This window comes from Paraherbaspirillum soli (assembly GCF_042654985.1).
Taxonomy (GTDB): Bacteria; Pseudomonadota; Gammaproteobacteria; order Burkholderiales; family Burkholderiaceae_D; genus Paraherbaspirillum; species Paraherbaspirillum soli.
The window spans coordinates 66252-92342 of record NZ_JBHSMT010000013.1; the positions used below are offsets into that span (position 1 = coordinate 66252).

25 protein-coding genes are annotated in these 26091 nt (G+C 59.2%); 9 read left to right on the forward strand and 16 right to left on the reverse strand.

What is annotated here, in order from left to right; genetic code table 11:
• Positions 1 to 15: 15 nt before the first annotated feature.
• Complete coding sequence (locus ACFPM8_RS07830; RefSeq protein WP_378996773.1) at positions 16 to 633, reverse strand: FMN-dependent NADH-azoreductase; 618 nt, start codon at positions 631 to 633, stop codon at positions 16 to 18.
• Between the two features lie 135 nt (positions 634 to 768).
• Between ACFPM8_RS07830 and ACFPM8_RS07835 the strand changes: the two genes are divergently transcribed.
• Entirely contained in the window at positions 769 to 1665 is an 897-nt protein-coding gene (locus tag ACFPM8_RS07835; protein WP_378996776.1) for a LysR substrate-binding domain-containing protein, read from the forward strand.
• A gap of 128 nt (positions 1666 to 1793) precedes the next feature.
• Here ACFPM8_RS07835 and ACFPM8_RS07840 read toward each other — a convergent pair whose 3' ends face one another.
• Positions 1794 to 2717: a LysR family transcriptional regulator gene (locus tag ACFPM8_RS07840; protein WP_378996778.1), complete on the reverse strand. Its 924-nt coding sequence runs from the start codon at positions 2715 to 2717 to the stop codon at positions 1794 to 1796.
• A 103-nt stretch (positions 2718 to 2820) separates the two neighbouring features.
• Between ACFPM8_RS07840 and pcaD the strand changes: the two genes are divergently transcribed.
• Positions 2821 to 3612, forward strand: coding sequence for a 3-oxoadipate enol-lactonase (gene pcaD, locus ACFPM8_RS07845; RefSeq protein WP_378996780.1), 792 nt, complete (start codon positions 2821 to 2823; stop codon positions 3610 to 3612).
• Positions 3613 to 3705: 93 nt separating this feature from the next.
• Here the strand turns inward: pcaD and egtB are convergent, their stop codons facing one another.
• Together egtB and egtD are read right to left on the reverse strand one after the other, a co-directional pair.
• Positions 3706 to 4953 (reverse strand): ergothioneine biosynthesis protein EgtB, encoded by a 1248-nt coding sequence (gene egtB / locus ACFPM8_RS07850; protein WP_378997429.1) that lies wholly within the window; start codon positions 4951 to 4953, stop codon positions 3706 to 3708.
• 2 nt (positions 4954 to 4955) lie between these two features.
• Entirely contained in the window at positions 4956 to 5930 is a 975-nt protein-coding gene (gene egtD / locus ACFPM8_RS07855) for an L-histidine N(alpha)-methyltransferase (RefSeq protein WP_378996783.1), read from the reverse strand.
• Between the two features lie 242 nt (positions 5931 to 6172).
• Between egtD and ACFPM8_RS07860 the strand changes: the two genes are divergently transcribed.
• A complete protein-coding gene (locus tag ACFPM8_RS07860) occupies positions 6173 to 7963 on the forward strand; it encodes an ABC transporter transmembrane domain-containing protein (protein ID WP_378996785.1) in 1791 nt (596 codons plus the stop codon).
• A 133-nt stretch (positions 7964 to 8096) separates the two neighbouring features.
• On the opposite strand, the gene ACFPM8_RS07865 is transcribed toward ACFPM8_RS07860, so the two are convergent.
• The 4 genes from ACFPM8_RS07865 to ACFPM8_RS07880 form a co-directional block, all read right to left on the reverse strand.
• A complete protein-coding gene (locus tag ACFPM8_RS07865; protein ID WP_378996788.1) occupies positions 8097 to 9044 on the reverse strand; it encodes a LysR family transcriptional regulator in 948 nt (315 codons plus the stop codon).
• A 233-nt stretch (positions 9045 to 9277) separates the two neighbouring features.
• Complete coding sequence (locus ACFPM8_RS07870; protein WP_378996789.1) at positions 9278 to 10258, reverse strand: pyridoxamine 5'-phosphate oxidase family protein; 981 nt, start codon at positions 10256 to 10258, stop codon at positions 9278 to 9280.
• Positions 10259 to 10293: 35 nt separating this feature from the next.
• Entirely contained in the window at positions 10294 to 10932 is a 639-nt protein-coding gene (locus ACFPM8_RS07875) for a glutathione S-transferase family protein (protein WP_378996791.1), read from the reverse strand.
• Positions 10933 to 11075: 143 nt separating this feature from the next.
• A complete protein-coding gene (locus ACFPM8_RS07880) occupies positions 11076 to 11645 on the reverse strand; it encodes a TetR/AcrR family transcriptional regulator (protein WP_378996793.1) in 570 nt (189 codons plus the stop codon).
• Positions 11646 to 11871: 226 nt separating this feature from the next.
• On the opposite strand from ACFPM8_RS07880, the gene xdhB reads away from it, so the two are divergent.
• The 6 genes from xdhB to ACFPM8_RS07910 all read left to right on the forward strand — a co-directional run bounded on the left by xdhB (position 11872) and on the right by ACFPM8_RS07910 (position 18991).
• Positions 11872 to 14238 carry a xanthine dehydrogenase molybdopterin binding subunit gene (gene xdhB / locus ACFPM8_RS07885; RefSeq protein ID WP_378996796.1) on the forward strand — a complete coding sequence of 789 codons (2367 nt, stop codon included), beginning with the start codon at positions 11872 to 11874 and terminating at the stop codon, positions 14236 to 14238.
• A gap of 138 nt (positions 14239 to 14376) precedes the next feature.
• Entirely contained in the window at positions 14377 to 14991 is a 615-nt protein-coding gene (locus ACFPM8_RS07890) for a TetR/AcrR family transcriptional regulator (protein WP_378996798.1), read from the forward strand.
• Positions 14992 to 15080: 89 nt separating this feature from the next.
• Positions 15081 to 16238, forward strand: a complete 1158-nt coding sequence (locus ACFPM8_RS07895; protein WP_378996800.1) for an iron-containing alcohol dehydrogenase — start codon at positions 15081 to 15083, stop codon at positions 16236 to 16238.
• The gene (locus ACFPM8_RS07900; RefSeq protein ID WP_378996803.1) at positions 16238 to 17185 is read left to right on the forward strand and encodes a glutathione S-transferase family protein; all 948 of its coding nucleotides are present in this window, start codon (positions 16238 to 16240) and stop codon (positions 17183 to 17185) included. Before ACFPM8_RS07895 ends, ACFPM8_RS07900 begins: the two co-directional genes overlap by 1 nt.
• Positions 17186 to 17221: 36 nt before the next feature.
• Positions 17222 to 18256: an NADP-dependent oxidoreductase gene (locus ACFPM8_RS07905; protein WP_378996805.1), complete on the forward strand. Its 1035-nt coding sequence runs from the start codon at positions 17222 to 17224 to the stop codon at positions 18254 to 18256.
• 57 nt (positions 18257 to 18313) lie between these two features.
• On the forward strand, positions 18314 to 18991 hold the full coding sequence (locus ACFPM8_RS07910; protein ID WP_378996808.1) for a type 1 glutamine amidotransferase domain-containing protein: 678 nt from the start codon (positions 18314 to 18316) through the stop codon (positions 18989 to 18991).
• Between the two features lie 135 nt (positions 18992 to 19126).
• On the opposite strand, the gene upp is transcribed toward ACFPM8_RS07910, so the two are convergent.
• From upp to infC, 8 genes are all read right to left on the reverse strand, one after another.
• Positions 19127 to 19777 carry a uracil phosphoribosyltransferase gene (upp, locus tag ACFPM8_RS07915; RefSeq protein WP_378996811.1) on the reverse strand — a complete coding sequence of 217 codons (651 nt, stop codon included), beginning with the start codon at positions 19775 to 19777 and terminating at the stop codon, positions 19127 to 19129.
• Positions 19778 to 19935: 158 nt separating this feature from the next.
• Complete coding sequence (locus ACFPM8_RS07920; RefSeq protein ID WP_378996814.1) at positions 19936 to 20340, reverse strand: MerR family transcriptional regulator; 405 nt, start codon at positions 20338 to 20340, stop codon at positions 19936 to 19938.
• An 8-nt stretch (positions 20341 to 20348) separates the two neighbouring features.
• A complete protein-coding gene (locus ACFPM8_RS07925; protein ID WP_465263048.1) occupies positions 20349 to 20702 on the reverse strand; it encodes an integration host factor subunit alpha in 354 nt (117 codons plus the stop codon).
• Between the two features lie 267 nt (positions 20703 to 20969).
• Positions 20970 to 23396: a phenylalanine--tRNA ligase subunit beta gene (gene pheT, locus ACFPM8_RS07930; RefSeq protein ID WP_378996819.1), complete on the reverse strand. Its 2427-nt coding sequence runs from the start codon at positions 23394 to 23396 to the stop codon at positions 20970 to 20972.
• A 108-nt stretch (positions 23397 to 23504) separates the two neighbouring features.
• Complete coding sequence (pheS, locus tag ACFPM8_RS07935) at positions 23505 to 24521, reverse strand: phenylalanine--tRNA ligase subunit alpha (protein WP_378996821.1); 1017 nt, start codon at positions 24519 to 24521, stop codon at positions 23505 to 23507.
• Positions 24522 to 24702: 181 nt separating this feature from the next.
• The gene (rplT, locus tag ACFPM8_RS07940) at positions 24703 to 25062 is read right to left on the reverse strand and encodes a 50S ribosomal protein L20 (protein ID WP_378996823.1); all 360 of its coding nucleotides are present in this window, start codon (positions 25060 to 25062) and stop codon (positions 24703 to 24705) included.
• 23 nt (positions 25063 to 25085) lie between these two features.
• Positions 25086 to 25283 carry a 50S ribosomal protein L35 gene (gene rpmI / locus ACFPM8_RS07945; protein ID WP_378996825.1) on the reverse strand — a complete coding sequence of 66 codons (198 nt, stop codon included), beginning with the start codon at positions 25281 to 25283 and terminating at the stop codon, positions 25086 to 25088.
• 251 nt (positions 25284 to 25534) lie between these two features.
• Positions 25535 to 26056 carry a translation initiation factor IF-3 gene (gene infC, locus ACFPM8_RS07950; RefSeq protein ID WP_378997430.1) on the reverse strand — a complete coding sequence of 174 codons (522 nt, stop codon included), beginning with the start codon at positions 26054 to 26056 and terminating at the stop codon, positions 25535 to 25537.
• Between the last annotated feature and the right edge of the window lie 35 nt (positions 26057 to 26091).

Here is a 26091-nt window from a genome sequence, read left to right on the forward strand (position 1 = left end):
CACACCCGAACAAAATCAGGCCATTGCAACAGCGCCGGACAGCCCGGCAATCTGCGTCCGCGCAGCAGCAAAACTCGCCTCTTTGGCCTCCGCTCCATAGCTCAGACCGTCGGCACGCACAATCTCGATATCCGTGATGCCAAGGAAGCCGAACACCAGTTTCAGATAATCTTCGTGCCCTATGCCGGTAGGCAGGCCGGCATGTTTGCCGCCCGAGGTAGACACGATCACGATCCGCTTGCCCTTGGCCAGACCTTCCGGGCCGTTGGCCGTATAACGGAAAGTGACGCCAGCCACGGCAATCCGATCGATCCAGGTCCTCAATTGTGTCGGCACCGAGAAGTTGTACATCGGGGCGCCGATCACGATCACATCGGCGGCCATGAATTCATTGAGGATAGAGTCGGCCAACTCCACTTCCAGCTTTTGCGCTGCAGTGCGCAGCTCCACCGGCGTTCCCTTGGCGGCGAATGACGCGCCGGACAGATGGGCGGTGAGGTCTTCGCTCAAATCGCGATAGACCAGTTCCAGCGCCGGCTCCGCGGCTTGCAATGCATGCGCCACTTCACGGCTCAATTGGCGTGAAGCCGACGCTTCACCAAGAATGCTCGAATCGATATGTAAAAGTTTCATGGTATTTCCTTTGACTTGGCTAAAGGGCCGGTTCAAATCCGGTAACGAGTCGCCATAGTACGTTCGAACCAAATATCGAACTAGTCGGCAAAAACAGGATATATTGTTCTGCACATAGAACAGTGTAGCCATCCCATGCAAGATTTAAATGACCTGTATTACTTCGCCAATGTCGTCGACCAAGGCGGATTTACCGCTGCCGGGCGCAGTTTGGGCATCCCGAAATCCCGCCTTTCGCGCCGCATATCCGAACTGGAAGCCCGCTTGGGCGCGCGCCTGCTGCAACGGAATACGCGCGGCATCGCGCTCACCGATTTAGGCAATCGCTACTATCGGCATTGCCAGGAGGTATTGGCCGCGGCCGAGGCAGCCGAGTTCGCAGTCACCAGTTCACTGGCGGAACCCAACGGCCAGATACGCGTCAGTTGCGCGGTGGCGATCGCGCGCGATCAGTTGGCGGACGTATTGCCGCTTTTTTTGGAACGTTACCCGCGTGTCAGCGTGGATATGGTGCTGACCAACCGGCGCGTGAATTTGGTGGAGGAAGGCGTCGATGTCGCGCTCAGGGTCAGGTCGAGCGATGACGAAGACCCGAACCTGGCGACGCGGCGACTGGTTGCTACCAAAGGCAAACTGGTCGCCGCACCGAGCTTGATGGCACAGTACCCGCCGCCCGAACACCCGCGGGCGCTGGCGGATTTCCCCTTTCTCGGCGCGGTCGGCCCGGATAGCCGCATGCATTGCCCGTTGATCGGTCCGCACAATGAGCGCCACACCGTGGTGCTGGAGCCGAGGCTGGCGGTAGAGGATTTTACGATGCGCAAACACGCCGCATTGCGCGGCCTCGGCTTGACCGTACTGCCGCTCGGCTATTGCAGCAAAGAGCTGGAACAGGGCGAATTGATCGAGGTGCTGCCCGACTGGTCACTGCCCAGCGGCAGCCTGCAAGCGGTCTATCCGACCCAACGCGGACTACTGCCGGCGGTACGCGCGTTTGTCGATTTTCTGGTCGAGCAGCTGGCGGAAAAATAATCGGGGTATTAGGGCCTGATAACAATCAGAGCAACCCAATATACAAGCGCAGTTCGGTCACCAACGACACGTCCAACACCCGTCACGGTCACAGCACCAAGACGCTCAAAGGCGATTAGCGACCGTCGCTAGACAGTCTTTTGAGAGTCGAGCGCTCCGCGCAACGCCGGCGCCTCCTGTTGGATGTGATCCCACAAGCGGTTCGAGACCGGTCCATGCGGCCGGTCGCTGCGCCGTGCCGCGACCAGTTCCTCGGTACCGCCGGGCAGGTAACGGCCGGCAATAGACCGCAGGCGTCCGTCGCGCAGCTCCTCCTCAATCAGAAAGCGTGGCATGTGGCCCCACCCTAGGCATTGCAGGATGATTTCCTTCTTCATCCCTTGATCGGCCACCACGCATTGAGGCGCACCTTCGATGACGAAGAAGTCATGTTGCGGTGAATGGCGCGCGGTGTCGCGCATAACGCATTGGGTGAACGCACGCATCTGATCGGGCGTGATTGCGTGCCTGCTGCGCTCCGGAAGAAAGCCGGGCGCCACTACGGGAATGAATGGCACCTTGCACAGGTCGAGCCACTCCAGTCGCGGGTCACTCTTGTCGATCCTGTGCAGAATCAAATCGGCTTCGCCGTCGAAGAGCCGTTCCTGCGGGCCGGCGACCGCTTCGAAGTGTAGATGCAGGCGCGTGTTCGGGCACTGCGAGAAGAACCGCCCGAGCATCCCTAGTACCTGCGGGCGTGGGCACAGGTCTCCGATCACCACATGGATATCGCTTTCTTCACCCATGGACAACTGAGCGGCATGGGTACGCAAGCCTTCCATCTCACGCAGCAGTGATTGCGCCCGGCGGAGGAACGAGAGCCCAGCGTCGGTGGGACGCACGCGATAGCCGCTGCGATCCAGCAGGACAAGGCCGAGTTGCCGTTCCAGCTTGGCGACCGCGGCGAACACTGCCGGGTGCGAGCGATGCAGCGCGACCGCCGCAGGCTGAAAGCCGCCGGTACGGACCACGGCATCGAAGCACTGAAGGTCGTGCAAGGTGAATTCGAACATGTCAGATATTATTACAAAGATTGATCAATCTTTGTAATATTTTCCTGAGTGAGCCGCAACTACAATTGATTCTCCTATCAATCAATAAGAAAGCGTACTCACTATGAATGACCTGAATTTTGTTACCGCCGGCGATGGCGCTCGCATCGCCTACCGGATTGACGGCGACGCCGGCATGCCGGTGCTGGTGCTGTCGAATTCCATCGGCACTACGCTGCGGATGTGGGACCTGCAGATCAACGACCTGTCGAAACATTTCCGCGTTCTGCGCTACGACACGCGCGGCCATGGGGAGTCAAGCGTCCCGGTTGGAGCCTATTCGCTAGACCGCCTTGGCCGCGACGTGATCGAGCTGCTCGATGCCCTGGGCATTGAACGCGCTCACTTCCTAGGGTTGTCACTGGGCGGCTTCATCGGACAATGGCTAGCCGTGCATGCGCCGGAGCGCATCGACCGTCTGATCCTGAGCAACACCTCGTCCTACCTCGGGCCGGCCAGGCAGTTTGACGAGCGGATTGCCGCCGTGTTGCAGGCGCCGGACATGTCGGAAACCGCCGAGATGTTCCTAGCCAACTGGTTCCCTGCACACATGCTGGCAACCAACGAGGGCATCGTCGAGGAGTTCCGCGCCATGCTGCTGGCTACAGACCGGCAAGGCCTGGCTGGCTTGTACGCGGCGGTTCGTGATGCGGACTTGCGCCGGACCATAGCGCTTATCTCGCGGCCGACGCTGGTGATCGCCGGCCAGCATGACACCGTGACGGCCCTCAGTCATAGTGAGCTGATCGCTGCGACAGTGCTTGGCTCAAAGCTGCTTGTCCTGCCTGCGGTTCACTTGTCGAACGTCGAGTACCCGGCCGAGTTCATGCAGGCCGTGCTCGGCTTTCTGCGTTGAGCTGGTAAATCGCGCATCAAATTGCGGGAGCAGAGTCGCAAGGCTGCTCCCGCCTAAGCGCAATCGTGTCGCGCAAGCTGATTAAGGGGTGCTTTAAGAACGCGCCAGACGAATCCCGCTAAACTGCCAGCGGGCCGTCGCCGGGAAGAAATTGCGGTAGCTCAGACGTGCATGGCCGGGCGGCGTCGCCGATGACGAACCGCGCAATACGTACTGATTGACCATGAACTTGCCGTTGTATTCGCCGACCGCCCCCTCCTGCGGGACATACCCGGGATACGGCGCATAACTGCTGCCGGTCCATTGCCACGCAATGCCGAAATAGTCCGCATCCTGGCTGGCGGCATTGGCAGCGGCGGCGCATTCCCACTCGGCTTCGGTCGGCAAGCGGGCGCCGGCCCAGCGCGCATAGGCCTCCGCTTCAAAAAAAGAAAGATGCGTGACAGCGTCGTTCAAGGCCAGCGGCTGCAAGCCATGCAGCGTGAATTCCTGCCAGGCGGAATCGAATTGCGTATAGGATTTTTGCCAATACAAGGGATGCGTCAGGTTTTGCTGCACCACCCATTCCCAGCCGGCAGCCAGCCACAGCAACGGATTCTGGTAAGCGCCGGCCTCGACAAATGCCAGATATTCGCCGTTGCTGACCAAGCGCGAAGCGATTGAAAACCGTTCGACAAACTGACGGTGGCGCGGCCTTTCATTATCGAAAAAGAAGCCCTGCCCGGCATGCCCGACCTCGACAATACCGGCCTCGAATGGCTGCCAGCATAGGGGCGCTGGAGTAATAGATTGGCGATCGGATTCAGGCCGCCCATCCAACAGATAAGGCGGTTTCAATGGATTCAGCGACAGCAAGTGTTTGATATCCGTCAGCAACAATTCCTGATGCTGCTGCTCGTGCTGCAGTCCGAGTTCAAGCAAGCTCGCCAATGCATGCGACGCGGCGGACGGCAGCATGGCCGACAACAGCCGCTGCAGCCGCTGATCGACGTTCAGGCGATAAGCCCGCACCTCGGCCAGCGACGGCCGCGTCAGCAAGCCGCGCTGGGCGCGCGGATGCTGCTCGCCGACGCCTTCGTAATAAGAATTGAACAAAACCCGGAAAGCCGGATGAAACGGTTGAAAGTCCGCTTCGAAGCGCTCCAGGATAAAGGTTTCAAAGAACCAGGTGGTATGGGCCAGATGCCACTTGGCGGGACTCGCGTCCGGCATCGATTGCACGCAACAGTCTTCGTCCGACAAGGGCTGCGCCAGCGTCATCGACCGCTCGCGCACGACGGGGAAAGCGGCCGCCAGCTTGCGCACCCTGACTTCCGCACTCAATGGTGCTTGCGCGGTCATGCTCATACGGCCTGCGCATGACAGACCATGAACCACTGGCGCGGATCGCACCAGCTCTGGACGTTGCCGAAGCCTGCCTGCTGCAGCAGGTCGACAAAGCCGTGCTGCGTGTATTTGTAACTGTTTTCCGTGTGAATCCAGTCGCCTTGCGCAAAATGCCGGATGCCGCCGTTTTGCCAGCACACGGTGACATCGCTCCTGGCTTCCAGATGCATTTCTATCCGCTGCTGCCCGGCATTGTAGAACCCGCGATGACGCCAATCCGATAGGCGGAAATCGGCATCCAGCAGCCGATTCACATGCAACAGCAGATTCAGGTTGAAGGCCGCAGTCACTCCCAGCGCATCGTCATACGCGGCATCCAGGATCGCCTTGTCCTTGATCAAGTCGACTCCGATCAGCAAGCCGCTGCCGCTATCGCCGGGCCGTATCGCCTTGCGGATGCGCTGCAAAAACATCAGTGCATCAAGCGGAGTAAAGTTGCCGATCGACGATCCTGGGTAAAAGAATTGCCGTCGCTCGTCGGGGACCGAAGCCGGCAGCTCCAGCCCGGCAGAAAAATCCATGCCGAGACAAGTCATCTCGATCTGCGGAAATTGATGCTGCAGGCAAGTGACCGCTTCTTGCAAGAATTTTGCCGAAATATCGATCGGCACATATTGGCGCGGCTGCAATGCCGGGAACAGTCGCGCCGCCTTGGCGCAGTTGCCTGCCCCCAGATCGATCAGCGTGGCGCCGCGCCCGACCGCATCGGCAATGTGGGCTGCATGCTGTTCGAAAATGGCGGCCTCGGTACGTGTCGGGTAATACTCCGGCAGTTCACAGATGGCGGCAAACAAGCGGGAGCCAAGCACGTCGTACAAGTATTTCGGCGAAATGGCGGCATGCGGCGACATCAGTCCGGCCACCAGTTGATTTGCAATCTCGTCTAGCGATACGCAGTGGTCCGGCTGCGCCGGTTGTGGCAATTGGGTCAAAGGAATCTCCTGCAAGGCTGAACAATTAACAATTCATTTGCTAGGTACTCGAATCTACGCGAGTTCCACCGCCACAACGCAACATCCACTACACTAGCGGGCTGTCCGTCGGCAACTGCCGCCGGTCGCTGCATATGGCATTATTTATGCCGTTAAAGTATATCGACAATAGGTAAACGTATGTAGCCCGGCCTCGGCTAGGGCCCTATTTTTTCTGTGCAGCATCAATCAAGCCGAGCAACATGACAACCACACCTCCCAGAGAACCTCAAAAACGCAGCCTGGCGCTGCTGGCCGGACTGCTGCCTTATTTGGCGCCGTATAAGCGCCAGTTTGTGCTGGCCGGGATTGCGCTGCTGGTCGCAGCCGGCGCCACGCTGGCGATTCCATATGCGTTCCGGCAGATGATCGATCTCGGCTTCAGCGCCGGCGGCATCAAGGGCAGCGCCCACATCGACCTGTATTTTCTCGCCCTGTTCGGAGTCGCCTGCGTGCTGGGGGTCGCCACCGCGGCGCGCTTTTACATGGTGTCCTGGCTCGGCGAGCGGGTCACCGCCGACCTGCGCAGCGCCGTGTATTCGCATGTCGTGACGCAAAGCCCGCAATTCTTTGAAACCACCCAGACCGGCGAGGTGCTGTCGCGGATTACCACCGACACCACCTTGATCCAGGCACTGGTCGGCACCAGCATTTCGATGGCGCTGCGCAATGCGCTGCTGTTCGCCGGCGGCCTGATCATGTTGTTCGTCAGCAGCGCCAAGCTGAGCGCGATCATTATCGTGATGCTGGCGCTGGTGGTGCTGCCTATCGTCTGGTTCGGCCGCCGCGTGCGCAAGCTGTCGCGCGCCTCCCAGGACCGGGTCGCCGATGCCTCGGCGATGGCCGGTGAAATCCTGAACGCGATGCCGACCGTGCAAGCCTTCACCCACGAAAACATTGAAGCCGGACGCTTCGGCGTCTCGATTGAAAGCGCCTTTGGCACCGCGATGCAGCGCATCCGTGCCCGCTCGCTGCTGACCATGATGGCGATCCTGCTGGTATTCGGCGCCATCGTCTTCGTGCTGTGGCTGGGCGCGCACGCGGTGGTGCAAGGCCGCATGAGCGGCGGCGAACTCGGCCAGTTCATCCTGTATGCAGCACTGGTCGCCGGCTCCATCGGCGCGCTGGCGGAAGTCATGGGCGACGCCCAACGCGCGGCCGGCGCCACCGAACGTTTGCTGGAATTATTATCGGCAAAATCGCCGGTGCAATCGGTATTGTTGCCGGAGCAGCTGCCGCCTCGCACCGAGCAAGGCGCTGCGCTGAGCTTGGAAAAAATCACTTTCCGCTATCCGTCGCGCCCGGAAACCGCGGCCCTGTCAGGCTTATCGCTAGATATCCGGCCAGGTGAAACAGTGGCCGTGGTCGGCCCCTCGGGCGCCGGCAAAACCACCTTGTTCCAATTGATGCTGCGCTTCTATGACCCGCAGCAAGGCAGCATCCGGCTCGATGGCGTCGACATCAAATTTCTCGATCTGCATACCTTGCGCAATGCCATCGGCATCGTGCCGCAAGACACCGTCATTTTTTCCGCCAATGCGATGGAAAACATCCGCTACGGCAGGGTCGGCGCTACCGATGCGGAAGTGATCGCGGCTGCCAAAATGGCCGCCGCGCATGAATTCATCGAACGCCTGCCGGAAGGCTATCAATCCTTCCTCGGCGAACGCGGCGTGCGGCTGTCGGGCGGCCAACGGCAACGCATCGCGATTGCCCGCGCGCTGCTGAAGAATCCGCCGCTATTGTTGCTGGATGAGGCGACCAGCGCCCTCGATGCGGAATCCGAACGCGCGGTCCAGGGCGCGCTGGAAGCGGCGATGGTCGGCCGCACCACTTTGGTCATCGCCCACCGTCTGGCGACCGTGCAACGCGCCGATCGCATCATCGTGCTAGAGCATGGCCATATCGTTGAAACCGGCACCCACGCATCGCTGGTTGCGCAGCGCGGGCTGTATGCCAGCCTGGCGGCCCTGCAATTCAACGGCGGCGAATAAAAGCACCTCAAAAACCTACTACGCGACCCAATCTCGGGGCTGTGATGCTCGCCGTACGGTCGTACGACTCCGCTTCTCTCCCCGACCTTGGGCCGCTCGCTACGGTTTTAGAGGCGCTTTGCTGTGAGCGAAGTTAGCCAGCTCGGCCCGCGGCCGACATGCCCAACCCGGCCGACACTTCCGCGATCAGGCGGCGCAACCAGACCACGTCCGGCGCCACATGCGAGCGCGCATGCCACAGCATGTAAAAACGCATTTTCGGCAGGTCGAACGGCACCGGGAACACGCCGATCGGCCAGTCTTCGACGAAATGCTCGGCAAACTGACGGCCGGTGGTAAAGATCAGGTCGGATTTTGCCAGCACATGCGGCACCAGCGCGAAATATGGAATCGTCACCTGGATGTTGCGTTTCAAGCCCTGCTCGGCCAGCGCCGCGTCGATGCTGCTGCGGTGCCCTTCGATGTACGGGGTCGGCGCCAGATGCGGCATCTCCAGATAATATTTCAGGGTCAACCCCTTCTTGGCGACCGGATGATCGCGATGCATCATGCACACCACATCGTCGTCAAACAGCTGCGCCAGATGCAGGTGCTCCGGCGGGTCCGGCCAATTGGCGATGATCAGGTCGAGGCGACCGGTTTCCAGCGCATTGGCGTAATCCAGATTGGCATCCAGCGCATGCACCACCAGGCTGGCGCCCGGCGCCCGCCGCCGCACCTGTTCGATGATCGACGGGATCAACAGCATGTTCAGGTAGTCGGGCGTGCCGATATGAAAAACCCGGGCGGTGCTGGCAGGCTCGAACGCGGCCACCGGCGCACCGATCTTTTCAATCACGTCCAGACCCTGTTTGGCCAGCGCCAGCAATTCCTGTCCGCGCTCGGTCGGCACCATGCCGCTCTTGCCGCGCACCAGAATCGCATCCCCGGTCAGCTCGCGCAAACGCTTCAGCGTATTGCTGATGGTCGGCTGCGACTGCCCCAGCTTGATTGCGGTGCGCGAGACGCTTTTTTCTATCAGCAAGGTGTGCAGCACGCGCAGCAGATAAGTATCGAGATGGTGGTTGGTGCGGGAGGTCATGGGCGACGCTGGCAAGGAGGAAATCAAAGTGCAGGATAACGGATAAGCGCGCCCATGAACAGCCGCCTGCCATGCACGACAGTCGGGCACCTCTAAAAACCTACTGCAGGATTTGGCAAGCCCGCCAATCTCGGGGCTGTGATGCTCGCCGTACAGCCGTACGACTGCAGGTGTTGCAACTTCGTCGCCCCGACCTTGGGCCGCTCGCTACGGTTTTTAGAGGTGCCCTGTCCTTACCAAGCCCCCATGCTTGCCAGTGCCGGCGACAGTTGCGGCTCGGTCCAGCGCAACGGCAAGCTTGCCTCGACCCTGATTGCCTGCCTGATATGGAAGCGCAGCAAGCGTTCGGCTCCGGCAAATGCCGCGACTTCGGGACCATCCCAGATCAGCTCGGCGTCGACCGCCAGGTAAAGCAGGTCACCGCTGGCGAAGTCGATAAACAACAGGCCGGCGCGTGGGTTTTCGACCAGGTTGCCGATGGTGTTGAAGAAAAAATTGCCGACAAAATCAGGCACCGTCAGCGTCGTTCCGCCATCGATCCTGACAAAGCCGGGCTTGCCGCCGCGATGCGAGACATCGACACCGTATGGGCGACTTTGATCGCCCTTTTCCCCCATGAATGCTGTGGCTATAAAGAAAGTATCCGCCGCTCCGACCAGCCGCTGCATCGCGGCGTCCAGTCGTTCGCCGCGATGGATGACGTGCTGCGGAGCAGCGGCGTTGTCGTCGATCAAGCTGGGCTGGCGCGCTTGAATGTATTTCGGACAGTTGCCGAAGCTCTGGTCGACTTTCAGCTTGAAGCCTTCGGCCGTCAGTTGTTCGACCTTGCCGTTCATCCGGTTGCGGCGGCGAGTGTGCGGCTCGATTCCCAGCAAGCCGATCGCAGCATTGAGCGCCAGCGTGTCATGCAAGGGATCGGCGGTCGGGGCATGGGAGCGTATCAGCAGATGCTCGGGATCCGGCGAGGTGACGAACCCGGGCGCACCGACCAGCACCGATGCCCACGGCTGTTGCTGCTGGTCGACGCTGCCGATGATGACGAACGGCAATTGCGCGAAGAATTCGCGATGCTGGTCCGGCATGAAAGTACGGATCGCCACGCGGCCGCGAGCGTCCATTTTTTCAAGCACGCCGACGCGTTGCTGCACGGCGCGTTCGCCGCTGTGGTACGGCGCTTCATCGGGCCGGCGCTCGGCTATCTCAGTAGTAGACATGGATATCACCTCATCGACGTGCTTGGTTGAATTGCTCAGGCAGCCAAACCTATCTTGCTGGCTTGCATCGGCACAAAACCGGGCAGGGCTTCGATCCGGCTTAGCCAGCTGCGAAGATTCGGATAAGCGTCCAGTGCGATGCCGCCTTCCGGCGCATGGGCGATATAGCTGTACGCGGCGACATCGGCGATGGTCGCCTGCGCATCGACCAGGAAGGCACGCGTCGCCAGATGCTGCTCCAGAATCCCGAACAAATGATGTGCAGTGGCGCGAGCGGCGTCGCCGTCCAGCGGCAAGCCGAACAAGTTAGCCACACGGGCAATTGCCGGTCCGCGGAAGATTTCCCCCGCCGCCACCGACAAAAAGCGCTGCACCGATGCCGCCCCCACCGGGTCGCGCGGCAGCCATCTTTGGTCGCCGTATTTGGTCGCCAGATACACCAGGATCGCATTGGAATCGGACAGCGTCACCTCGCCGTCTTCGATCACCGGCACCTGGCCAAACGGATTCTTCGCAAGGAATTCAGGTTTTTTGTGTTCGCCCTTGCGCAGATCGACATCGATCATTTCATACGGCAATCCCAACAAGGACAGAAACAGCTGAACCCGATGGGCGTGGCCGGAGAAAGCAAAACGGTAAAGGCGGATCGGATGGGCTGGGTGGACGGCTGACATGGTGGATCTCCTGAGTGACGTGAAATAAATGCAAATCGGTGTCGGACAGCCTGCATCGAACAGTTTGAATCAAGCATTCTGTACCGAACAATCGGTACAATACAAACGCAAAATAATTCTGTCAAGCAAAAACTGGCAGTTTTTCAAGCCGCCTGTTCGCCGATCAGTTGCGTCGGGAAGTTTTCAATCATGCGCAGGAATGGCGCATTGCTGCCTAATGCGCGGGACACAATCAACGATCCTTGGATAGTCACAACCGCACTCTCCGCTCGCCGGTCCGCCTCGGCCTTGTCGACGCCGGCCTCTTCTGCCACCGATGACAATACAGCGATCAGCGTCCGCATCCGGCCGCCGAGATGTTGTTGGAACAGCGTACCGGCTTCGCCGAACGTGAAAACATCCATCAGGCAAGGGACGAAGCCATCCATGTAATATTCCGTCAACCTGGCGGCAAAGCGCTGTAGGCGCACTCTGGGAGGCTCGCTGCCGCCCAAGGTGGCTTGCACATGCTGGGTAAACCAGGCCCCGACCGAAGCCAGCGCAGCATTCGCCATATCCTCTTTGCCATTCGGAAAATAATGATAAAGGCTTGAGCGCCCCAGACCAGTGGCCTCCGACAGCCGGCTCAGGCTGCTGCCTTCGTAGCCGTATTGACGGAAGGCGGCCAGAATGCGTTCGACGACTTCGTCGCGGGTAAGAGTTGCTGCGGGCATGATGGTGTGTACCGAATGTTCGTTGCCGGTAATTTAGGGCCGAACCGGCAAAACAGCAAGGGCTTCCTAGTGCTAAGCGCCGCTTACAGACCATTTTCCGCGGTGCTATAGTGATTCAATCTGCGCCCCCACTATGTCACTTCAAGGCCAGCATCATGGCTGACACCAGTAACACACCGATCCGCTTCTATTACCGCGGTGCCCTCCATAGCGTCGAAGGCCTGCCATGAACCAGCCTGCCTCACCGCCCAATCATTCCACGTACCAGCCGCCGCACGCATGGGCCGAAGTCGGGCTAGCCCATCCACATGAATCGGCGCGGCTGCACGTCACCGGCGAAGCCACTTACACCGACGACATTCCCGAGCTGCAAGGCACGCTGCATGCGGCACTGGGACTGTCGCAGCAAGCCCATGCAAGGATTCTGGCGATCGACTTGAGCGCGGTCAAAGCCGCTCCCGGCGTGGTCGCGGTGTTCACCGCACAGGATATTCCCGGCGCCAACGATTGCGGCCCGATCATTCACGACGATCCTATCCTGGCCGATGGCCTGGTGCAGTATGTCGGCCAGCCGATCTTTATCGTGGTCGCCACTGGGCACGATGCGGCACGCCGCGCCGCCCGCCTGGCGCAAATTGACTACGCGCCGCTGCCGGCCATCCTGAGTCCGCAAGCGGCGCGCGCAGCGCAATCCTATGTACTGCCGCCTATGCGCCTGGTGCGCGGCGATCCAGCTCGGGCACTGCTCCAGGCCCCGCACAGCGTCAAGGGCACGCTGGAAGTCGGCGGCCAGGAACAGTTTTACCTGGAGGGCCAGATTTCGTACGCCATTCCGCAAGAACAGGACGGCATGCACGTGTATTGCTCAACCCAGCATCCGAGCGAGATGCAACAAGTCATCGCGCATGCCTTGGGACGCTCGGCCCACCATGTGCTGGTTGAATGCCGCCGCATGGGTGGCGGTTTTGGCGGCAAAGAGTCGCAATCGGCGATCTGGGCCTGCGCTGCCGCAGTCAGCGCGGCGCGCTTGCAACGCCCGGTCAAATTGCGTCCCGACCGCGACGACGACATGCAAGTCAGCGGCAAGCGCCACGGCTTCTATTACGAGTACGAAGTCGGCTACGACGATAGCGGCCGCATCCTGGCGGCGCGGGTGGAGATGGTGGCCGACGCCGGCTTTTCGGCAGATCTGTCGGGCCCTGTTGCGACCCGTGCGGTATGCCACTTCGACAATGCCTATTTTCTGTCCGAGGTCGACATCCTGGCTTTGTGCGGCAAGACCAACTTGCAATCCAATACCGCGTTCCGCGGCTTCGGCGGACCGCAAGGCGCGATTGCGATTGAATACGCGATTGATGAAATTGCCCGCAATCTGGGCCTGGACCCGCTGACCGTCCGACGCCGGAATTTCTACGGCAAAAATGGCGAGCGCAACATCACACCCTACGGTCAAAAAGTCACGGACAACGTGATCCACGCCCTGGTCGACGCGCTGGAGGTCAGCAGCGACTACCAGCACCGCCGCCAGCAAATCGCGGCATTCAATCAAGCCAGTCCGATACTCAAGAAAGGATTGGCGCTGACCCCGGTCAAGTTCGGCATCTCGTTCAACCTGCCCCATCTGAACCAGGCCGGCGCCCTGGTGCATGTCTATCTCGACGGCTCGGTCCTGGTCAATCATGGCGGCACCGAAATGGGGCAAGGCGTCAACACCAAGGTGGCGCAGGTAGTCGCCCATACGCTAGGCATTCCGCTGCAGCAGGTACGCTGCACTGCCGCCGATACCAGCAAGGTCGCCAACACCTCCGCCACTGCGGCCTCGACCGGCTCCGACCTGAACGGCATGGCAGCCCAAGATGCGGCTTTACATATCCGGCACAAGCTGACGGCGGTGGCCGCTGCCGAATTTGGCGTCGATCCTGCTGCGCTGCTGTTTGCCGATGGCCGGGTCTGTACCGACCGGCATTCAATCAGTTTCACCGAGCTGGTGAAAAAAGCTTATCTGCAACGGGCTCAACTGTGGTCGGACGGCTTCTATGCAACCCCGGACTTGCACTGGGATACGGCGACCTTGACCGGCCACCCTTTCTATTATTTTGCTTATGGCGCGGCGGTCTCGGAAGTGGTGATCGACACCCTGACCGGTGAGTGGAAATTGCTGCGCGTCGATGCCCTGTACGACACCGGCGAATCGCTGAATCCGGCGATCGACATCGGTCAGGTGGAAGGCGGTTTTATCCAGGGCGTGGGCTGGCTGACCACCGAGGAGCTGTGGTGGAACCAGGATGGCAAGCTGATGACGCACTCGCCATCGACCTACAAAATCCCGGCGATCTGCGATTGCCCGAGTGACTTCCGGGTCGCGCTGTTTCGCAATACCAATCCGGCGGCAACCATCCACCGCTCCAAGGCCAGCGGCGAGCCGCCGCTGCTGCTGGCGTTCTCGGCCTTCTTTGCGATCCGCGATGCAATTGCCGCCGTCGCCGAGCAGCGCATCAACCCGCCATTAAAAGCGCCGGCCACCAGCGAAGCGATTTTGAATGCGGTGCAGGCGGTGCAAGCGGCACAAATACTGCGCGCAATGAGCAGTTGAATCCCGCATCTTATGAGTCACCGTATTCGGCACGGGTCATGTCTGACTTGCGCTGATACAGGTGCTTTGGAGAGTCCGGAAATAAGCGAAAAATTAAATTAGACGACCGGTCTAGTTTTTGATTATAATCGCCCAATCATGAGAGCAAGCTACGACACAACCAGACGCCACATCCTCGACGCCGGACATAAAATCATTGTCGTCAAAGGCTTTGCCGGCGTCGGCCTGAGCGAAATCCTGAGCGCTGCCGAGATACCGAAGGGGTCGTTTTATCACTACTTCGGTTCAAAGGAGCAATACGGGCGCGCGCTGATGGAACAATATGTCGGCGACTACCTGTTGGCACTGGATGGGGTTTTGCAGCCGCTGCCAGACACCGCAACACCGGAACCGGCACGCGAACGCTTGCTGCGTTACTGGGGACACTGGCTGGAATCGCAATCCTGTTCCGATGCCAGCGGCAAATGCCTGATCGTCAAATTGGGGGCCGAGGTGGCCGACCTGTCGGACGACATGCGCATGGTGCTGTGCAACGGCACCCGCCAAGTGGTGACGCGTCTGGCCGCCTGCATCGCCGAAGGCGTCGCCGACGGCTCGCTGCGAACCGAACTGGAACCGCAACAAACCGCGCAGATGCTGTATCAATTGTGGCTAGGCGCCAGCCTGCTGGCGAAGATCCAGCGCGACCGCAGCGGGCTCCAAAATGCGATGGACACCACATTGAATGTATTGGCGCAGCCACCGGTTAGTTAAGGTCCTGCATCAGATTTACAGCACGATTCCGGTCGTGCATTTTTTTACCGATTCGATAGTCGACCGGTCTAATTTTTAAGGAAGAAAGCATGCTTGATTTTGAATTCTACAATCCGACGAAAATCGTCTTCGGCCGCAACACCGTCGCCAAACTGTCGCAGCTGGTCCCGACCACGGCGCGGGTATTGATTCTGTACGGCGGCGCCAGCGCCCAAAAAACCGGCACGCTGGATGAAGTCAAAGCCGCACTCGGCGCGCGCGAAGTGCACGAGTTTGCCGGCATCGAACCCAATCCAAGTTACGAAACCCTGATGCAAGCGGTGGCGCAAGTACGGCGCGACAAGATCGACTTCCTGCTGGCGGTAGGCGGCGGCTCGGTGATCGACGGCACCAAGTTTGTCGCTGCCGCCGCCGGCTTCGACGGCGAGCCGTGGGACATCGCAGTCAAGCGCGGCGCCAACGTCACCAGCTCGCTGCCGTTCGGCGCCGTGCTAACCTTGCCGGCCACCGGTTCCGAGATGAATAACGGCGGCGTGGTTACCCGCAAATCGTTGCAGGCCAAGCTGGCGTTTCACAGCCCGCTGCTGTACCCGCAGTTTTCGATTCTCGATCCAAGCAAGACCTTCACCCTGCCGCCGCGCCAGATTGCCAACGGCGTAGTCGACGCCTTCGTCCACACCATGGAGCAATACCTGACCTATCCGGTGCAAGCCCAAGTGCAGGACCGTTTCGCCGAAGGACTGCTATTGAGCCTGATCGAAACCGGCCCGCGCGTGCTGGCCGAGCCGACCGACTACGACGCCCGCGCCAACCTGATGTGGATTGCCACGCTCGCGCTCAACGGCCTGATCGGCGCCGGCGTGCCGCAAGACTGGACCACACACATGATCGGCCATGAGCTGACCGCGCAATACGATATTGACCACGCACGCACCCTGGCCATCGTATTGCCGTCGCTGATGTCGGTCCGGCGCCAGGGCAAGCGCGCCAAACTGCTGCAGTACGCCGAGCGTGTCTGGCACATCACCGAAGGCAGCGAGGATGCGCGCATCGATCTGGCAATCCAGCGCACCCGCGACTTTTTCGAAAGCGTCGGCATCAAGACCCGCCTGTCGGACTATCAACTCGGCCAAGCCGCGGTCGAAACCGTGCTGGAACAATTGAGCAAACATGGCATGACGCGGCTGGGTGAGCAGCGCGACGTGACGCTCGACGTCAGCCGGACCATCCTGGAAGGCGCGCTGTAATGCGCGACCAACTGATCCTGCATCATTACGACGGCTCGCCGTATTCAGAAAAGATACGGCTGCTGTTCGGCTATAAAAAACTGGCCTGGCGCTCGGTAGCGATGCCGCCGATTTTGCCCAAGCCGGATCTGATGGCGCTTACCGGCGGCTACCGCCGGGCGCCGGTGCTGCAAATCGGCGCCGACATCTACTGCGATTCGGCCTTGATCGCCGACGAGATCGAACACCGCTTTGCCGAACCTGCTGTGGCGACCGGCGCCCGCAGTGCGAATGCCGATCTGCTCGCGCATCTGGTCGACGTCGATCTGTTCTGGCGCGCAGTGCGCTATGTGATGGGAGTGCGCGCCGAACAAATTCCGCAGCGCTTGCTGGACGACCGGGCGGCGATGCATCCGCATTTGCACTTCGATCGAGGCACGCTGGCGGCCGATCTGCCGCAGGTGGTGGCGCAGTTACGACCGCTGCTGAGCACGCTCGATGCGGCACTGGCCGACGCCGATTTTATTGGCGGTGCAATGCCTGCGTTGGGCGACTTCGCCGTGTATCAGCCGCTATGGTTCCTGCAAACAGTCGACGGCATCAATGCGCTCGCTGCCGACTGCCGCCATCTGCACGCCTGGCTGGCACGCATGGCTGCTTTTGGTCATGGCAGCGCCACGCCGATCAGCGCGGCTGAAACCATTGCCGTCAGCCTGCAAAGCACGCCGATTGCGATTGCAGCCGACGGTTCCGATCCGGCGTTGCCGATAGGCGCGCAAGTTGCCGTCACGCCGGAAAATTATCCCGCTGAAGCCGTGCGCGGCAAGCTGGTGCATGCCAGCCGCCGGCGCATCGTGCTGGCACGCGAAAGCGACGCGACCGGACTTGTTCACGTTCATTTCCCGCGCATCGGCTATAGCATCGCAATCGCATCGGGTTCGCCGGCTGCGGCCAGCGCCAAACCTTAACGTCTGTATCCCTTCCATCGAACTGGAGTATTCAACATGTCACAAAGCAAAACCACCAACCGCCGCATCGTACTCGCCTCACGCCCTCACGGTGCGCCGACTGCCAACAATTTCCGGCTGGAGCAAAGCCCGTTGCCGACACCCGCTGCCGGTCAGGTGCTGCTGCGCACTACCCATTTGTCGCTCGACCCATACATGCGCGGCCGCATGAGCGACGCGCCGTCATATGCGGCGCCGGTGGCGGTCGGCGAGGTGATGGTCGGCGGCACTGTGGCGCGGGTCGAGGCATCGCAACATGCCGATTACAAGACTGGCGATCTGGTGCTGGCCTACTCCGGCTGGCAGGATTATGCATTGTCGAACGGCGACGGCCTGACCAAACTGGATGCCAATATGGGGCAACCCTCCTACGCACTCGGCTTGCTCGGCATGCCCGGCTTCACCGCCTACATGGGCTTGCTCGATATCGGTCAGCCGAAGGCGGGTGAGACGGTGGTGGTGGCCGCGGCCAGCGGCGCAGTCGGTTCGGTGGTCGGGCAGATTGCCAAGCTCAAGGGCTGCCGCGTCATCGGCATCGCCGGCGGCGCCGACAAGTGCCGCTATGTGGTCGAGGAACTGGGCTTCGATGCCTGCATCGACCATCGCAGCGCCGACTTCCCGCAGCAACTGGCGGCAGCCTGCGCCAAAGGCATCGACGTCTATTTCGAAAACGTCGGCGGTGCGGTCTTCGATGCGGTACTGCCCTTGCTCAATACCGGCGCCCGGGTTCCGGTGTGCGGCTTGATCGCACATTACAACGCCAGCAGCCTGCCGCCGGGACCGGACCGCTTGTCGCTGTTGATGGGCACCTTGCTGAAAAAGCGCATCAGGATGCAGGGCTTCATCATTTTCGACGACTACGGCCACCGTTATCCCGAGTTCTTCAAGGACATGAGCGCCTGGATCGCAGCCGGCAAGATGAAATACCGCGAAGATATCGTCGATGGCCTGGAGAATGCGCCGCAAGCCTTCATCGGCCTGCTGGAAGGTAAAAACTTCGGCAAGCTGGTGGTGCGGGTCGGCGAAGCGTAAGCCAGTACGCATCGCGTCGTACAGCTTCTTTCTATCGCATCGTTATAGGAGTTTGAAATGAAAATTGTGATGGTTCTTACCTCTCACGACCAACTCGGCAACACCGGCCAGAAAACCGGCTTCTGGCTGGAAGAGTTCGCTGCGCCCTACTATGCATTCCTCGATGCCGGCGCCGAGATCACACTGGCCTCGCCCAAGGGCGGGCAGCCGCCGCTCGACCCGAAGAGCGATGCGCCCGATGCCCAGACCGAGGCCACCGAACGCTTTCGCAAAGACAGCGCGGCCAAAGCTGCGTTGGCGTCGACCATCAAATTATCCGATGTCAAAGCCAATGAATACGACGCGTTGTTCTATCCAGGCGGTCACGGCCCACTGTGGGATCTGGCCGAAGACAAGACGTCGATCGCATTGATTGAAGCCATGCACACAATGGGCAAGCCGGTAGCGGCGGTATGCCACGCGCCGGGCGTATTGCGCCACGCACGCACCGCCGGTGGCGCGTCGCTGGTCAAGGACAAACGGGTTACCGGCTTTTCCGATAGCGAAGAGGCCGCGGTGCAACTGACCGACGTTGTGCCGTTCCTGGTTGAAGCGGAATTGAAACGCCTCGGCGGCAAGTACAGCAAGGCTGCGGATTGGCACAGCTATGTGCAGGTGGATGGCAAGCTGGTCACCGGGCAGAATCCGGCATCGTCTGTGGCGGCGGCGCAGGAAGTGCTGAGATTGCTTGCCTGATTGGGCCGCGCAGTAGGTTTTTCGAGGTCCCCATTAGCTGAAATTGAAAAAAGGGCAGAGTCATTTTCGCGAACATACTGCGAAAAAACTCTGCCCTTTTTACGAAGCGCGGAGCAGACCTCCGTGCTTCAAATCCTACTTGGTGCCGAAGATCCTATCCCCGGCATCGCCCAGGCCCGGAACGATATACGCATGTTCATCCAGATGTGAATCGAGCCCGGCCACGTACAGCTTCACCCCTGGATGGGCGTCCTGGAATACCTGCACGCCTTCCGGCGCCGCCACCAGCGCCAGGAAAATGATTTGCTCGTCGCTGACGCCGCGCTTCTTCAGCACATCCACCGCGTGTACCGCCGAGTTACCGGTCGCCACCATCGGATCGCAAACGATAAAAGTGCGCTCCGCCAGATCCGGCAGCCGTATCAGGTACTCGACCGGTTGATGCGTGTCCGGATCGCGGTAGACGCCGATATGCCCTACCCGCGCCGATGGCACCAGGTCCAGCAAACCGTCGCTCATGCCGATCCCGGCCCGCAGCACCGGCACCACCGCCAGCTTGCGGCCCGCGATCACGGGCGCGTCCATGCTTTGCATCGGCGTCTCGATCTGTTGCGTCGTCAGCGGCAGGTCACGGGTGATTTCATACCCCATCAGCAGCGTGATTTCGCGCAGCAGCTGGCGGAAGGTGCGGGTCGAGGTTTCTTTGCTGCGCATATGCGTCAGCTTGTGCTGAATCAGCGGATGGTTGAGGATGAACAGATTGGGGAAGCGCGGGTCACTGAGCATGATCAGGAGATAAATAAAGTAATTAGTGGACTGTAACAGTCCACTAGTGGCGGGGTTCCCAGGAAGCGATCGAACTCCTGGCAGCGAAAACCGGTTTTGCAAACGGTGGTTTCAAATATAAAAAAGGGAGGATGATCCCCCCTTCCCTGATACGGCGACTACTTTGCGGTTTCCGGCACAGGAGGCGTCAGCAATGCCAGGATTTGTTCCAACTCGTGACGCACTTCCGCGATATTGACGTCGCTTTGCGGAGCCTCGGCAAACTCGGCTGATTCGGCGCCGCCGAGGCGGCTGTCGAGCTTGTTGCGGGCACCGCTGATGGTGAAGCCCTGTTCGTACAGCAGCTCGCGGATACGACGAATCAGCAGCACTTCATGATGCTGGTAATAGCGGCGATTGCCGCGCCGCTTGACTGGCTTGAGCTGGGTGAATTCCTGCTCCCAATAGCGCAGCACATGCGGCTTGACGCCGCACAACTCGCTGACTTCGCCAATGGTGAAATAACGCTTGGCCGGAATCGGCGGCAGTACGACAAGTTCGGATTTACTAATGCGATCGTTCATGAATTAGCTTAATGAGAGGCTGAAAACGGTTGAGGGCTTGCGACATCAACCATGCCTTTGAGTTTTTGACTCGCATGAAAGGTGACCACACGGCGTGCGGTGATGGGAATTTCTTCTCCGGTTTTTGGATTGCGGCCCGGACGTTGCGGTTTGTCGCGCAACTGGAAATTGCCGAATCCCGACAATTTGACCGATTCGCCACGCTCCAGCGCATTGCGGATTTCATCGAAAAACGTTTCGACCATATCCTTCGCTTCGCGCTTGTTGAGACCGACTTGTTCGAACAAAAGCTCGGCCAATTCAGCCTTGGTCAAGGTCGGCAAATTCTTTTCCGCCTGCGAGCGAGCTTGCGCCTCCTGCATTGCGCGAATCAGCTCGGCATCCAGTACGGATTCAAATTCAACTGTTTGCATATCGTTCATTCTGTGGTGTTCAACCTGTCTTTTTGGGTTTCGCGGCGCCAATCATGCTGGTTTGGCTGCAGGCTTCATATTTACTCTGGCTGACACATTGTTCAGCACGGCTTCAACCACTTTTGGCTTATTGCCAATTGATGCGTCAACTTTGTAGCAGCTGCGTGCCACTTTCATGGCACGCTGTTTGAGCATTTTTTGACTGTTTTGAGTTACTCAAGCACGTAATTTGGCACCTGGCAATTTGCTGACGGCGGTGATCAAAGCAGCCATTGCGGCTTCCACGGTGTCGTCTTGCAGGGTGTTTTCAGTATCTTGCAAGGTAAAACGGAAAGCAAGACTTTTTTCGTCGTTTTCCAAGCCCTTGCCATGATATTCATCAAATAAAACAATGGCTTGCAGAATCCGGCAGGCTGGATTTGCTTGCTGTTCGGCAGCAAAAACATCGAGTAAATCCTGTGCCAAAACACCGTGTTTGACGACTACGGCAAGGTCCCGCACTACCGCCGGGAACTTGGAAATCTCGACGTACGCCGGCAATTGCCGTTGCTGCAATGCCTCGGCATCGACTTCAAACAATACCGGCGCCAACGGCAGGTCGTATTTCTGCTGCAAACGCGGGTGCAATTCGCCGATAAAGCCAAGCACCTGGTCGCCCAGCAGCACTTGTGCCGAGCGGCCCGGATGCAATGCCGGATGCTCCACTTTGGCGAAGCGCAAGGACGCTGGCGCAAACAACGCTTCCAGATCGGCTTTGACATCGAAGAAATCGACTGTGCGGCTCGCTTGCCCCCATTGCTCATCGGCCTGCGGGCCGTAGGCCAGTGCGGCAACCCGCTTCGGTTGCGAGAAGCCAGCCACCGACAGCGGCCCGTCCTGCACCTGCTGATCGCGCGAATATACGGTGCCGGTTTCAAAAATACGGACCCGGCTGGCTTTGCGGTTCAGGTTGTATTTGACGTTGGCGACCAGGCTGGCGATCAGCGAGGAGCGCATCACGCTCATCTGGCTGGCGATCGGATTGAGCAATTTGATCGGCTGCAGATTGGCGGCGAAGTCGGCTTCCCAGGCTTCTTCGACGAAGCTGAAATTGATCACTTCCTGATAATCCAGATCTGCCAGTTGGCGCCGGATGGTGAACAGCGAACGGCTGTTTTCGGGAACCATGAACATCGCGTTCGGCGCCACCGGCGGCAAGGCCGGAATGTTTTCGAAACCGTAGACCCGGGCGATTTCCTCGATCAGGTCTTCTTCGATTTCGATATCGAAACGGTAGGACGGCGGCGTCACGGTGAACACGCCGTCCCCTTGCACAAACGCCAAGCCAAGCCGCGTGAAAATATCCGCAATCTGGCCGTCGGACAAGGGCACGCCGATCACCTTGATCGCACGCGCGGTACGCACGCGCACCGGCGTCCGTTGCGGCAGGTTGACGCTTTGATCGTCGATCGGACCGACCTTGGTCTCTGCGGTACCGCAGATTTCAATCAGCAATGCAGTAATCCGCTCGAGGTGCTCGACCGTGGTAGCAAAGTCGACGCCACGCTCATAACGATGCGCAGCATCGGTTGAGAAGTTGAAACGACGGCCGCGACCCTGGATCGCTTGCGGCCACCAGAAAGCGGATTCCAGATAAATGTTTTGCGTCTCCAGCGATACCGCGGTGGCGTCGCCGCCCATGATGCCGGCCAGCGATTCGATCTGATGATCGTCGGCGATCACACCGATCCAGTCGTCGACTTCAACCGTGTTGCCGTTCAATAGTTTCAGCGATTCGCCTGCTTTGCCCCAGCGCACCTCAAGGCCGCCGTGGATCTTGTCCAGATCGAACACATGGCTCGGCCGGCCCAGTTCCAGCATCACGTAATTGGAAATATCGACCAAGGCCGAAATCGGCCGCTGGCCGCTGCGCTCCAGGCGCTGCTTCATCCAATGCGGAGTCGGCGCCTTGGCGTTCAAGCCGCGAATCACGCGACCGGAAAAGCGGCCGCACAAATCGGGCGCTGAAATCTTGACCGGCAATGTCTCATCCGTGCTCGTGCCGACGGCCTGGAACACCGGCTGCTTCAATGGCGTACCGGTCAGCGCAGAGACTTCGCGGGCGACACCCAGCACCGACAAGCAATCGGCTTTGTTCGGGGTCAGCTTGATCGTGAACTTAAGGTCGTTCAGCTCGTAATAATCACGGAAATTGCGGCCCACAGGCGCATCGTGCGGCAATTCCAGCAAGCCGCCGTGGTCCTCCGACAGCTTGAGTTCGCGCGCGGAGCACAACATCCCTTGCGACTCGACGCCGCGCAACTGGCCGAGCTTGATTTCGAACGGCTGGCCGTCGGCGCCCGGCGGCAGCACCGCACCGACCATCGCGCATGGCACTTTGAGGCCGGGCCGAACGTTGGGCGCGCCGCAGACGATATTCAACGTGGTGCCGGTACCGACATCCACCTGACACACGTTCAGGCGATCGGCGTTCGGATGTTTTGCGGTCTCCAGTACCAGCCCGACCACGATATTGGTAAAGGGCGGCGCGACCGGCTCGACCTCTTCCACTTCGAGGCCGGACATTGTCAGCAAATGGGACAGTTCGTCCGAAGTCATCTTCGGATCGACCATGGTACGCAGCCAGCTTTCAGAGAATTGCATAGGTAAAACCTTCAAAAACCTTTAGTCACAGAAGCAGGGAACGCCGGATTGTGTGCCGTGTTGCGGCTTTATTTCAAAACAATCCCAGCGTCTTCGGCGAACAGCTTTTTAGTTAAATTGTTTCAAGAAACGCAGATCGCCTTCATAGAACAGGCGCAGATCGTTGATGCCATAGCGCAGCATCGTCAGACGCTCGATGCCGGAGCCGAACGCAAAGCCGATGAACTCTTCGGGATCCAGTCCCATGTTGCGCACCACGTTCGGGTGCACCTGACCGGCGCCGGACACCTCTAGCCAACGACCTTTCAGCGGCCCGCTGCCGAAGGCGATATCGATCTCGGCCGAAGGTTCGGTAAATGGGAAGTACGATGGCCGGAAACGCACCTGCAAGTCATCGGTTTCAAAGAACGCCTTGACGAAATTCAGGTACACGCCCTTGAGGTCGGCAAAGCTGATGTCTTCAGCAATCCACAGGCCTTCGACCTGATGGAACATCGGCGAATGCGTGGCATCGCTATCGACCCGGTAAGTACGGCCTGGCGCGATCACCTTGATCGGCGGCTTGTTCATGCGCGCATAACGTACCTGCATCGGGCTGGTATGGGTGCGCAGCAGCAGCGGCTTGCCGTCGCTGTCGTTGCCTTCGATATAGAAGGTGTCCTGCATCGAACGCGCCGGGTGATTTTCCGGGCTGTTCAATGCGGTAAAGTTGGTCCAGTCGGTTTCGATTTCGGGGCCGTCGGCCACATCGAAACCGATCGAACGGAAAATCTCTTCGATGCGCTGCCACGAACGCATAACCGGATGAATCCCGCCGACGCCGCGACCGCGGCCCGGCAGCGTCACGTCGATCGCTTCGGCATTCAGACGTGCTTGCATCTGCGCATTTGCCAACGCATCACGGCGGGCATTGAGCGCGGCTTCGATCTGCTCTTTGGCGTGGTTGATGACCGCACCCTGGACTTTGCGCTCTTCCGGCGCCAGCTTGCCCAGCCCTTTCATCTGCTCGGTGATCTGGCCAGTCTTGCCCAGATATTTGGCTTTGGCGTTTTCCAAAGCGGCAGCATCTACGGCGGCAGCAAAATCGGTTTGGGCTTGCGTTACGAGTTGTTCTAGGGAATTCATGCAGTGTTTCCTGCCTCACAGTGAAGCTGAAAAGGGCGCTAAGTGGCCGTATATTGCAATTAAAAGCGCTATTAAGCGGCGGTTGAATGCATAAGCGGGGCATAAGGTGTTGACCTCTGCCCCGCTGGAGATTGCTGCGCCGCCTGATTGCGCGGCAGCGTCAGCAAAACTACGTCATCACTTACGCAGCGATGTTGGCCTTCACTTGATTGACAATCGCGGCAAATGCCGGCTTGTCCATCACTGCCATATCGGCCAGAACCTTACGGTCCAGTTCGATCGAAGCACGTTTCAGACCATTCATGAATACGCTGTAGGTAACGCCATGCTCACGCGAAGCGGCGTTGATACGAGCGATCCACAATGCACGGAATACGCGCTTCTTGTTACGACGATCGCGGTACGCGTATTGACCAGCGCGCATGACTGCTTGCTTGGCGATACGGTAGACTTTGCTGCGGCGACCGCGGTAACCCTTGGCAAGGGCGAGAACTTTTTTATGACGGGCACGAGCTGTAACCCCACGTTTTACTCTAGGCATAATAACTCCTTAATAGTGTGAGGTTAAGCGGTTGGCAACATGCGAGTCACGGAAGCCATGTTTGTTTCATGGACACCGACGGAACCGCGCAATTGACGTTTGTTTTTGGTAGTTTTCTTGGTCAGGATGTGGCGTTTGAACGCTTGACCGCGTTTAACAGTACCACCTGGACGCACACGAAAGCGCTTTTTGGCGCTGCTTTTCGTCTTCATTTTTGGCATGACACTATCTGTCCTTAGGGACAGCTCCTTTTTTAACATGATTGCAGGTGGCAACAGTTCGTTACGCTTGGATGCCTGCTCTCACTTGTTTAAACCCAGCTGCATCATTTCCACAGCCAGATTTGGCAGCAGAGTTTAGCCTGCTGCTTTTGAGCGATTAAGCACTTAAACCACTCAAAATTTTTAATCAGTTGGGAACAAAGAAAACCGCCACGCTTCGGCGGTTTATAAGCTCGATTCCACAGCCGTGATTACTTTTTCTTTTTAGGCCCAATGATCATGATCATTTGGCGCCCTTCCATCTTCGGCCACTGCTCGACCTGTCCATACGGTTCCAGATCTTGCTTCAGACGTTCCAGCATCCGCATACCGATGTCCTGGTGCGCCATTTCACGACCGCGGAAACGCAGCGTGATTTTGGTCTTGTCGCCATCTTCCAGGAACTTGGTCAGATTGCGCAGCTTGATGTTGTAGTCGCCATCATCGGTACCTGGGCGGAATTTGACTTCCTTCACCAGGATGACCTTCTGCTTCAACTTCGCCTCGTGCGCCTTCTTTTGTTCCTGGTACTTGAACTTGCCATAGTCCATCAAGCGGGCTACTGGCGGCTGCGCCGTCGGTGCGATTTCAACCAGATCAACGTTTGCCTCTTCCGCCAGGCGGAAGGCCTCAGCCAAAGAAACGATGCCGAGGGCTTCGTTCTCGACACCGGTTAGGCGCAACTCAGGCGCAGTAATTTCGCCGTTGATGCGATGTGACTTGTCCGTAGCTATTGTAGTTTCCTTTAAAAATCAAATAATTAAGCCGT

Excerpts from the sequence above, each read along its gene's own strand:
- ACFPM8_RS07865 (WP_378996788.1), bottom strand. The coding sequence starts at position 9,044 with ATGACCTCCCGCACCAACCACCATCTCGATACTTATCTGCTGCGCGTG.
- ACFPM8_RS07890 (WP_378996798.1), top strand. The coding sequence starts at position 14,377 with ATGAGAGCAAGCTACGACACAACCAGACGCCACATCCTCGACGCCGGA.
- egtB (WP_378997429.1), bottom strand. The coding sequence starts at position 4,953 with ATGACCGCGCAAGCACCATTGAGTGCGGAAGTCAGGGTGCGCAAGCTG.
- ACFPM8_RS07870 (WP_378996789.1), bottom strand. The coding sequence starts at position 10,258 with ATGTCTACTACTGAGATAGCCGAGCGCCGGCCCGATGAAGCGCCGTAC.
- ACFPM8_RS07905 (WP_378996805.1), top strand. The coding sequence starts at position 17,222 with ATGTCACAAAGCAAAACCACCAACCGCCGCATCGTACTCGCCTCACGC.
- ACFPM8_RS07900 (WP_378996803.1), top strand. The coding sequence starts at position 16,238 with ATGCGCGACCAACTGATCCTGCATCATTACGACGGCTCGCCGTATTCA.
- ACFPM8_RS07910 (WP_378996808.1), top strand. The coding sequence starts at position 18,314 with ATGAAAATTGTGATGGTTCTTACCTCTCACGACCAACTCGGCAACACC.
- ACFPM8_RS07895 (WP_378996800.1), top strand. The coding sequence starts at position 15,081 with ATGCTTGATTTTGAATTCTACAATCCGACGAAAATCGTCTTCGGCCGC.
- pheS (WP_378996821.1), bottom strand. The coding sequence starts at position 24,521 with ATGAATTCCCTAGAACAACTCGTAACGCAAGCCCAAACCGATTTTGCT.
- upp (WP_378996811.1), bottom strand. The coding sequence starts at position 19,777 with ATGCTCAGTGACCCGCGCTTCCCCAATCTGTTCATCCTCAACCATCCG.
- ACFPM8_RS07840 (WP_378996778.1), bottom strand. The coding sequence starts at position 2,717 with ATGTTCGAATTCACCTTGCACGACCTTCAGTGCTTCGATGCCGTGGTC.
- ACFPM8_RS07925 (WP_465263048.1), bottom strand. The coding sequence starts at position 20,702 with ATGCAGGAGGCGCAAGCTCGCTCGCAGGCGGAAAAGAATTTGCCGACC.
- rplT (WP_378996823.1), bottom strand. The coding sequence starts at position 25,062 with ATGCCTAGAGTAAAACGTGGGGTTACAGCTCGTGCCCGTCATAAAAAA.
- ACFPM8_RS07875 (WP_378996791.1), bottom strand. The coding sequence starts at position 10,932 with ATGTCAGCCGTCCACCCAGCCCATCCGATCCGCCTTTACCGTTTTGCT.
- ACFPM8_RS07835 (WP_378996776.1), top strand. The coding sequence starts at position 769 with ATGCAAGATTTAAATGACCTGTATTACTTCGCCAATGTCGTCGACCAA.
- ACFPM8_RS07860 (WP_378996785.1), top strand. The coding sequence starts at position 6,173 with ATGACAACCACACCTCCCAGAGAACCTCAAAAACGCAGCCTGGCGCTG.
- xdhB (WP_378996796.1), top strand. The coding sequence starts at position 11,872 with ATGAACCAGCCTGCCTCACCGCCCAATCATTCCACGTACCAGCCGCCG.
- rpmI (WP_378996825.1), bottom strand. The coding sequence starts at position 25,283 with ATGCCAAAAATGAAGACGAAAAGCAGCGCCAAAAAGCGCTTTCGTGTG.
- ACFPM8_RS07920 (WP_378996814.1), bottom strand. The coding sequence starts at position 20,340 with ATGAACGATCGCATTAGTAAATCCGAACTTGTCGTACTGCCGCCGATT.
- ACFPM8_RS07880 (WP_378996793.1), bottom strand. The coding sequence starts at position 11,645 with ATGCCCGCAGCAACTCTTACCCGCGACGAAGTCGTCGAACGCATTCTG.
- pheT (WP_378996819.1), bottom strand. The coding sequence starts at position 23,396 with ATGCAATTCTCTGAAAGCTGGCTGCGTACCATGGTCGATCCGAAGATG.
- pcaD (WP_378996780.1), top strand. The coding sequence starts at position 2,821 with ATGAATGACCTGAATTTTGTTACCGCCGGCGATGGCGCTCGCATCGCC.
- ACFPM8_RS07830 (WP_378996773.1), bottom strand. The coding sequence starts at position 633 with ATGAAACTTTTACATATCGATTCGAGCATTCTTGGTGAAGCGTCGGCT.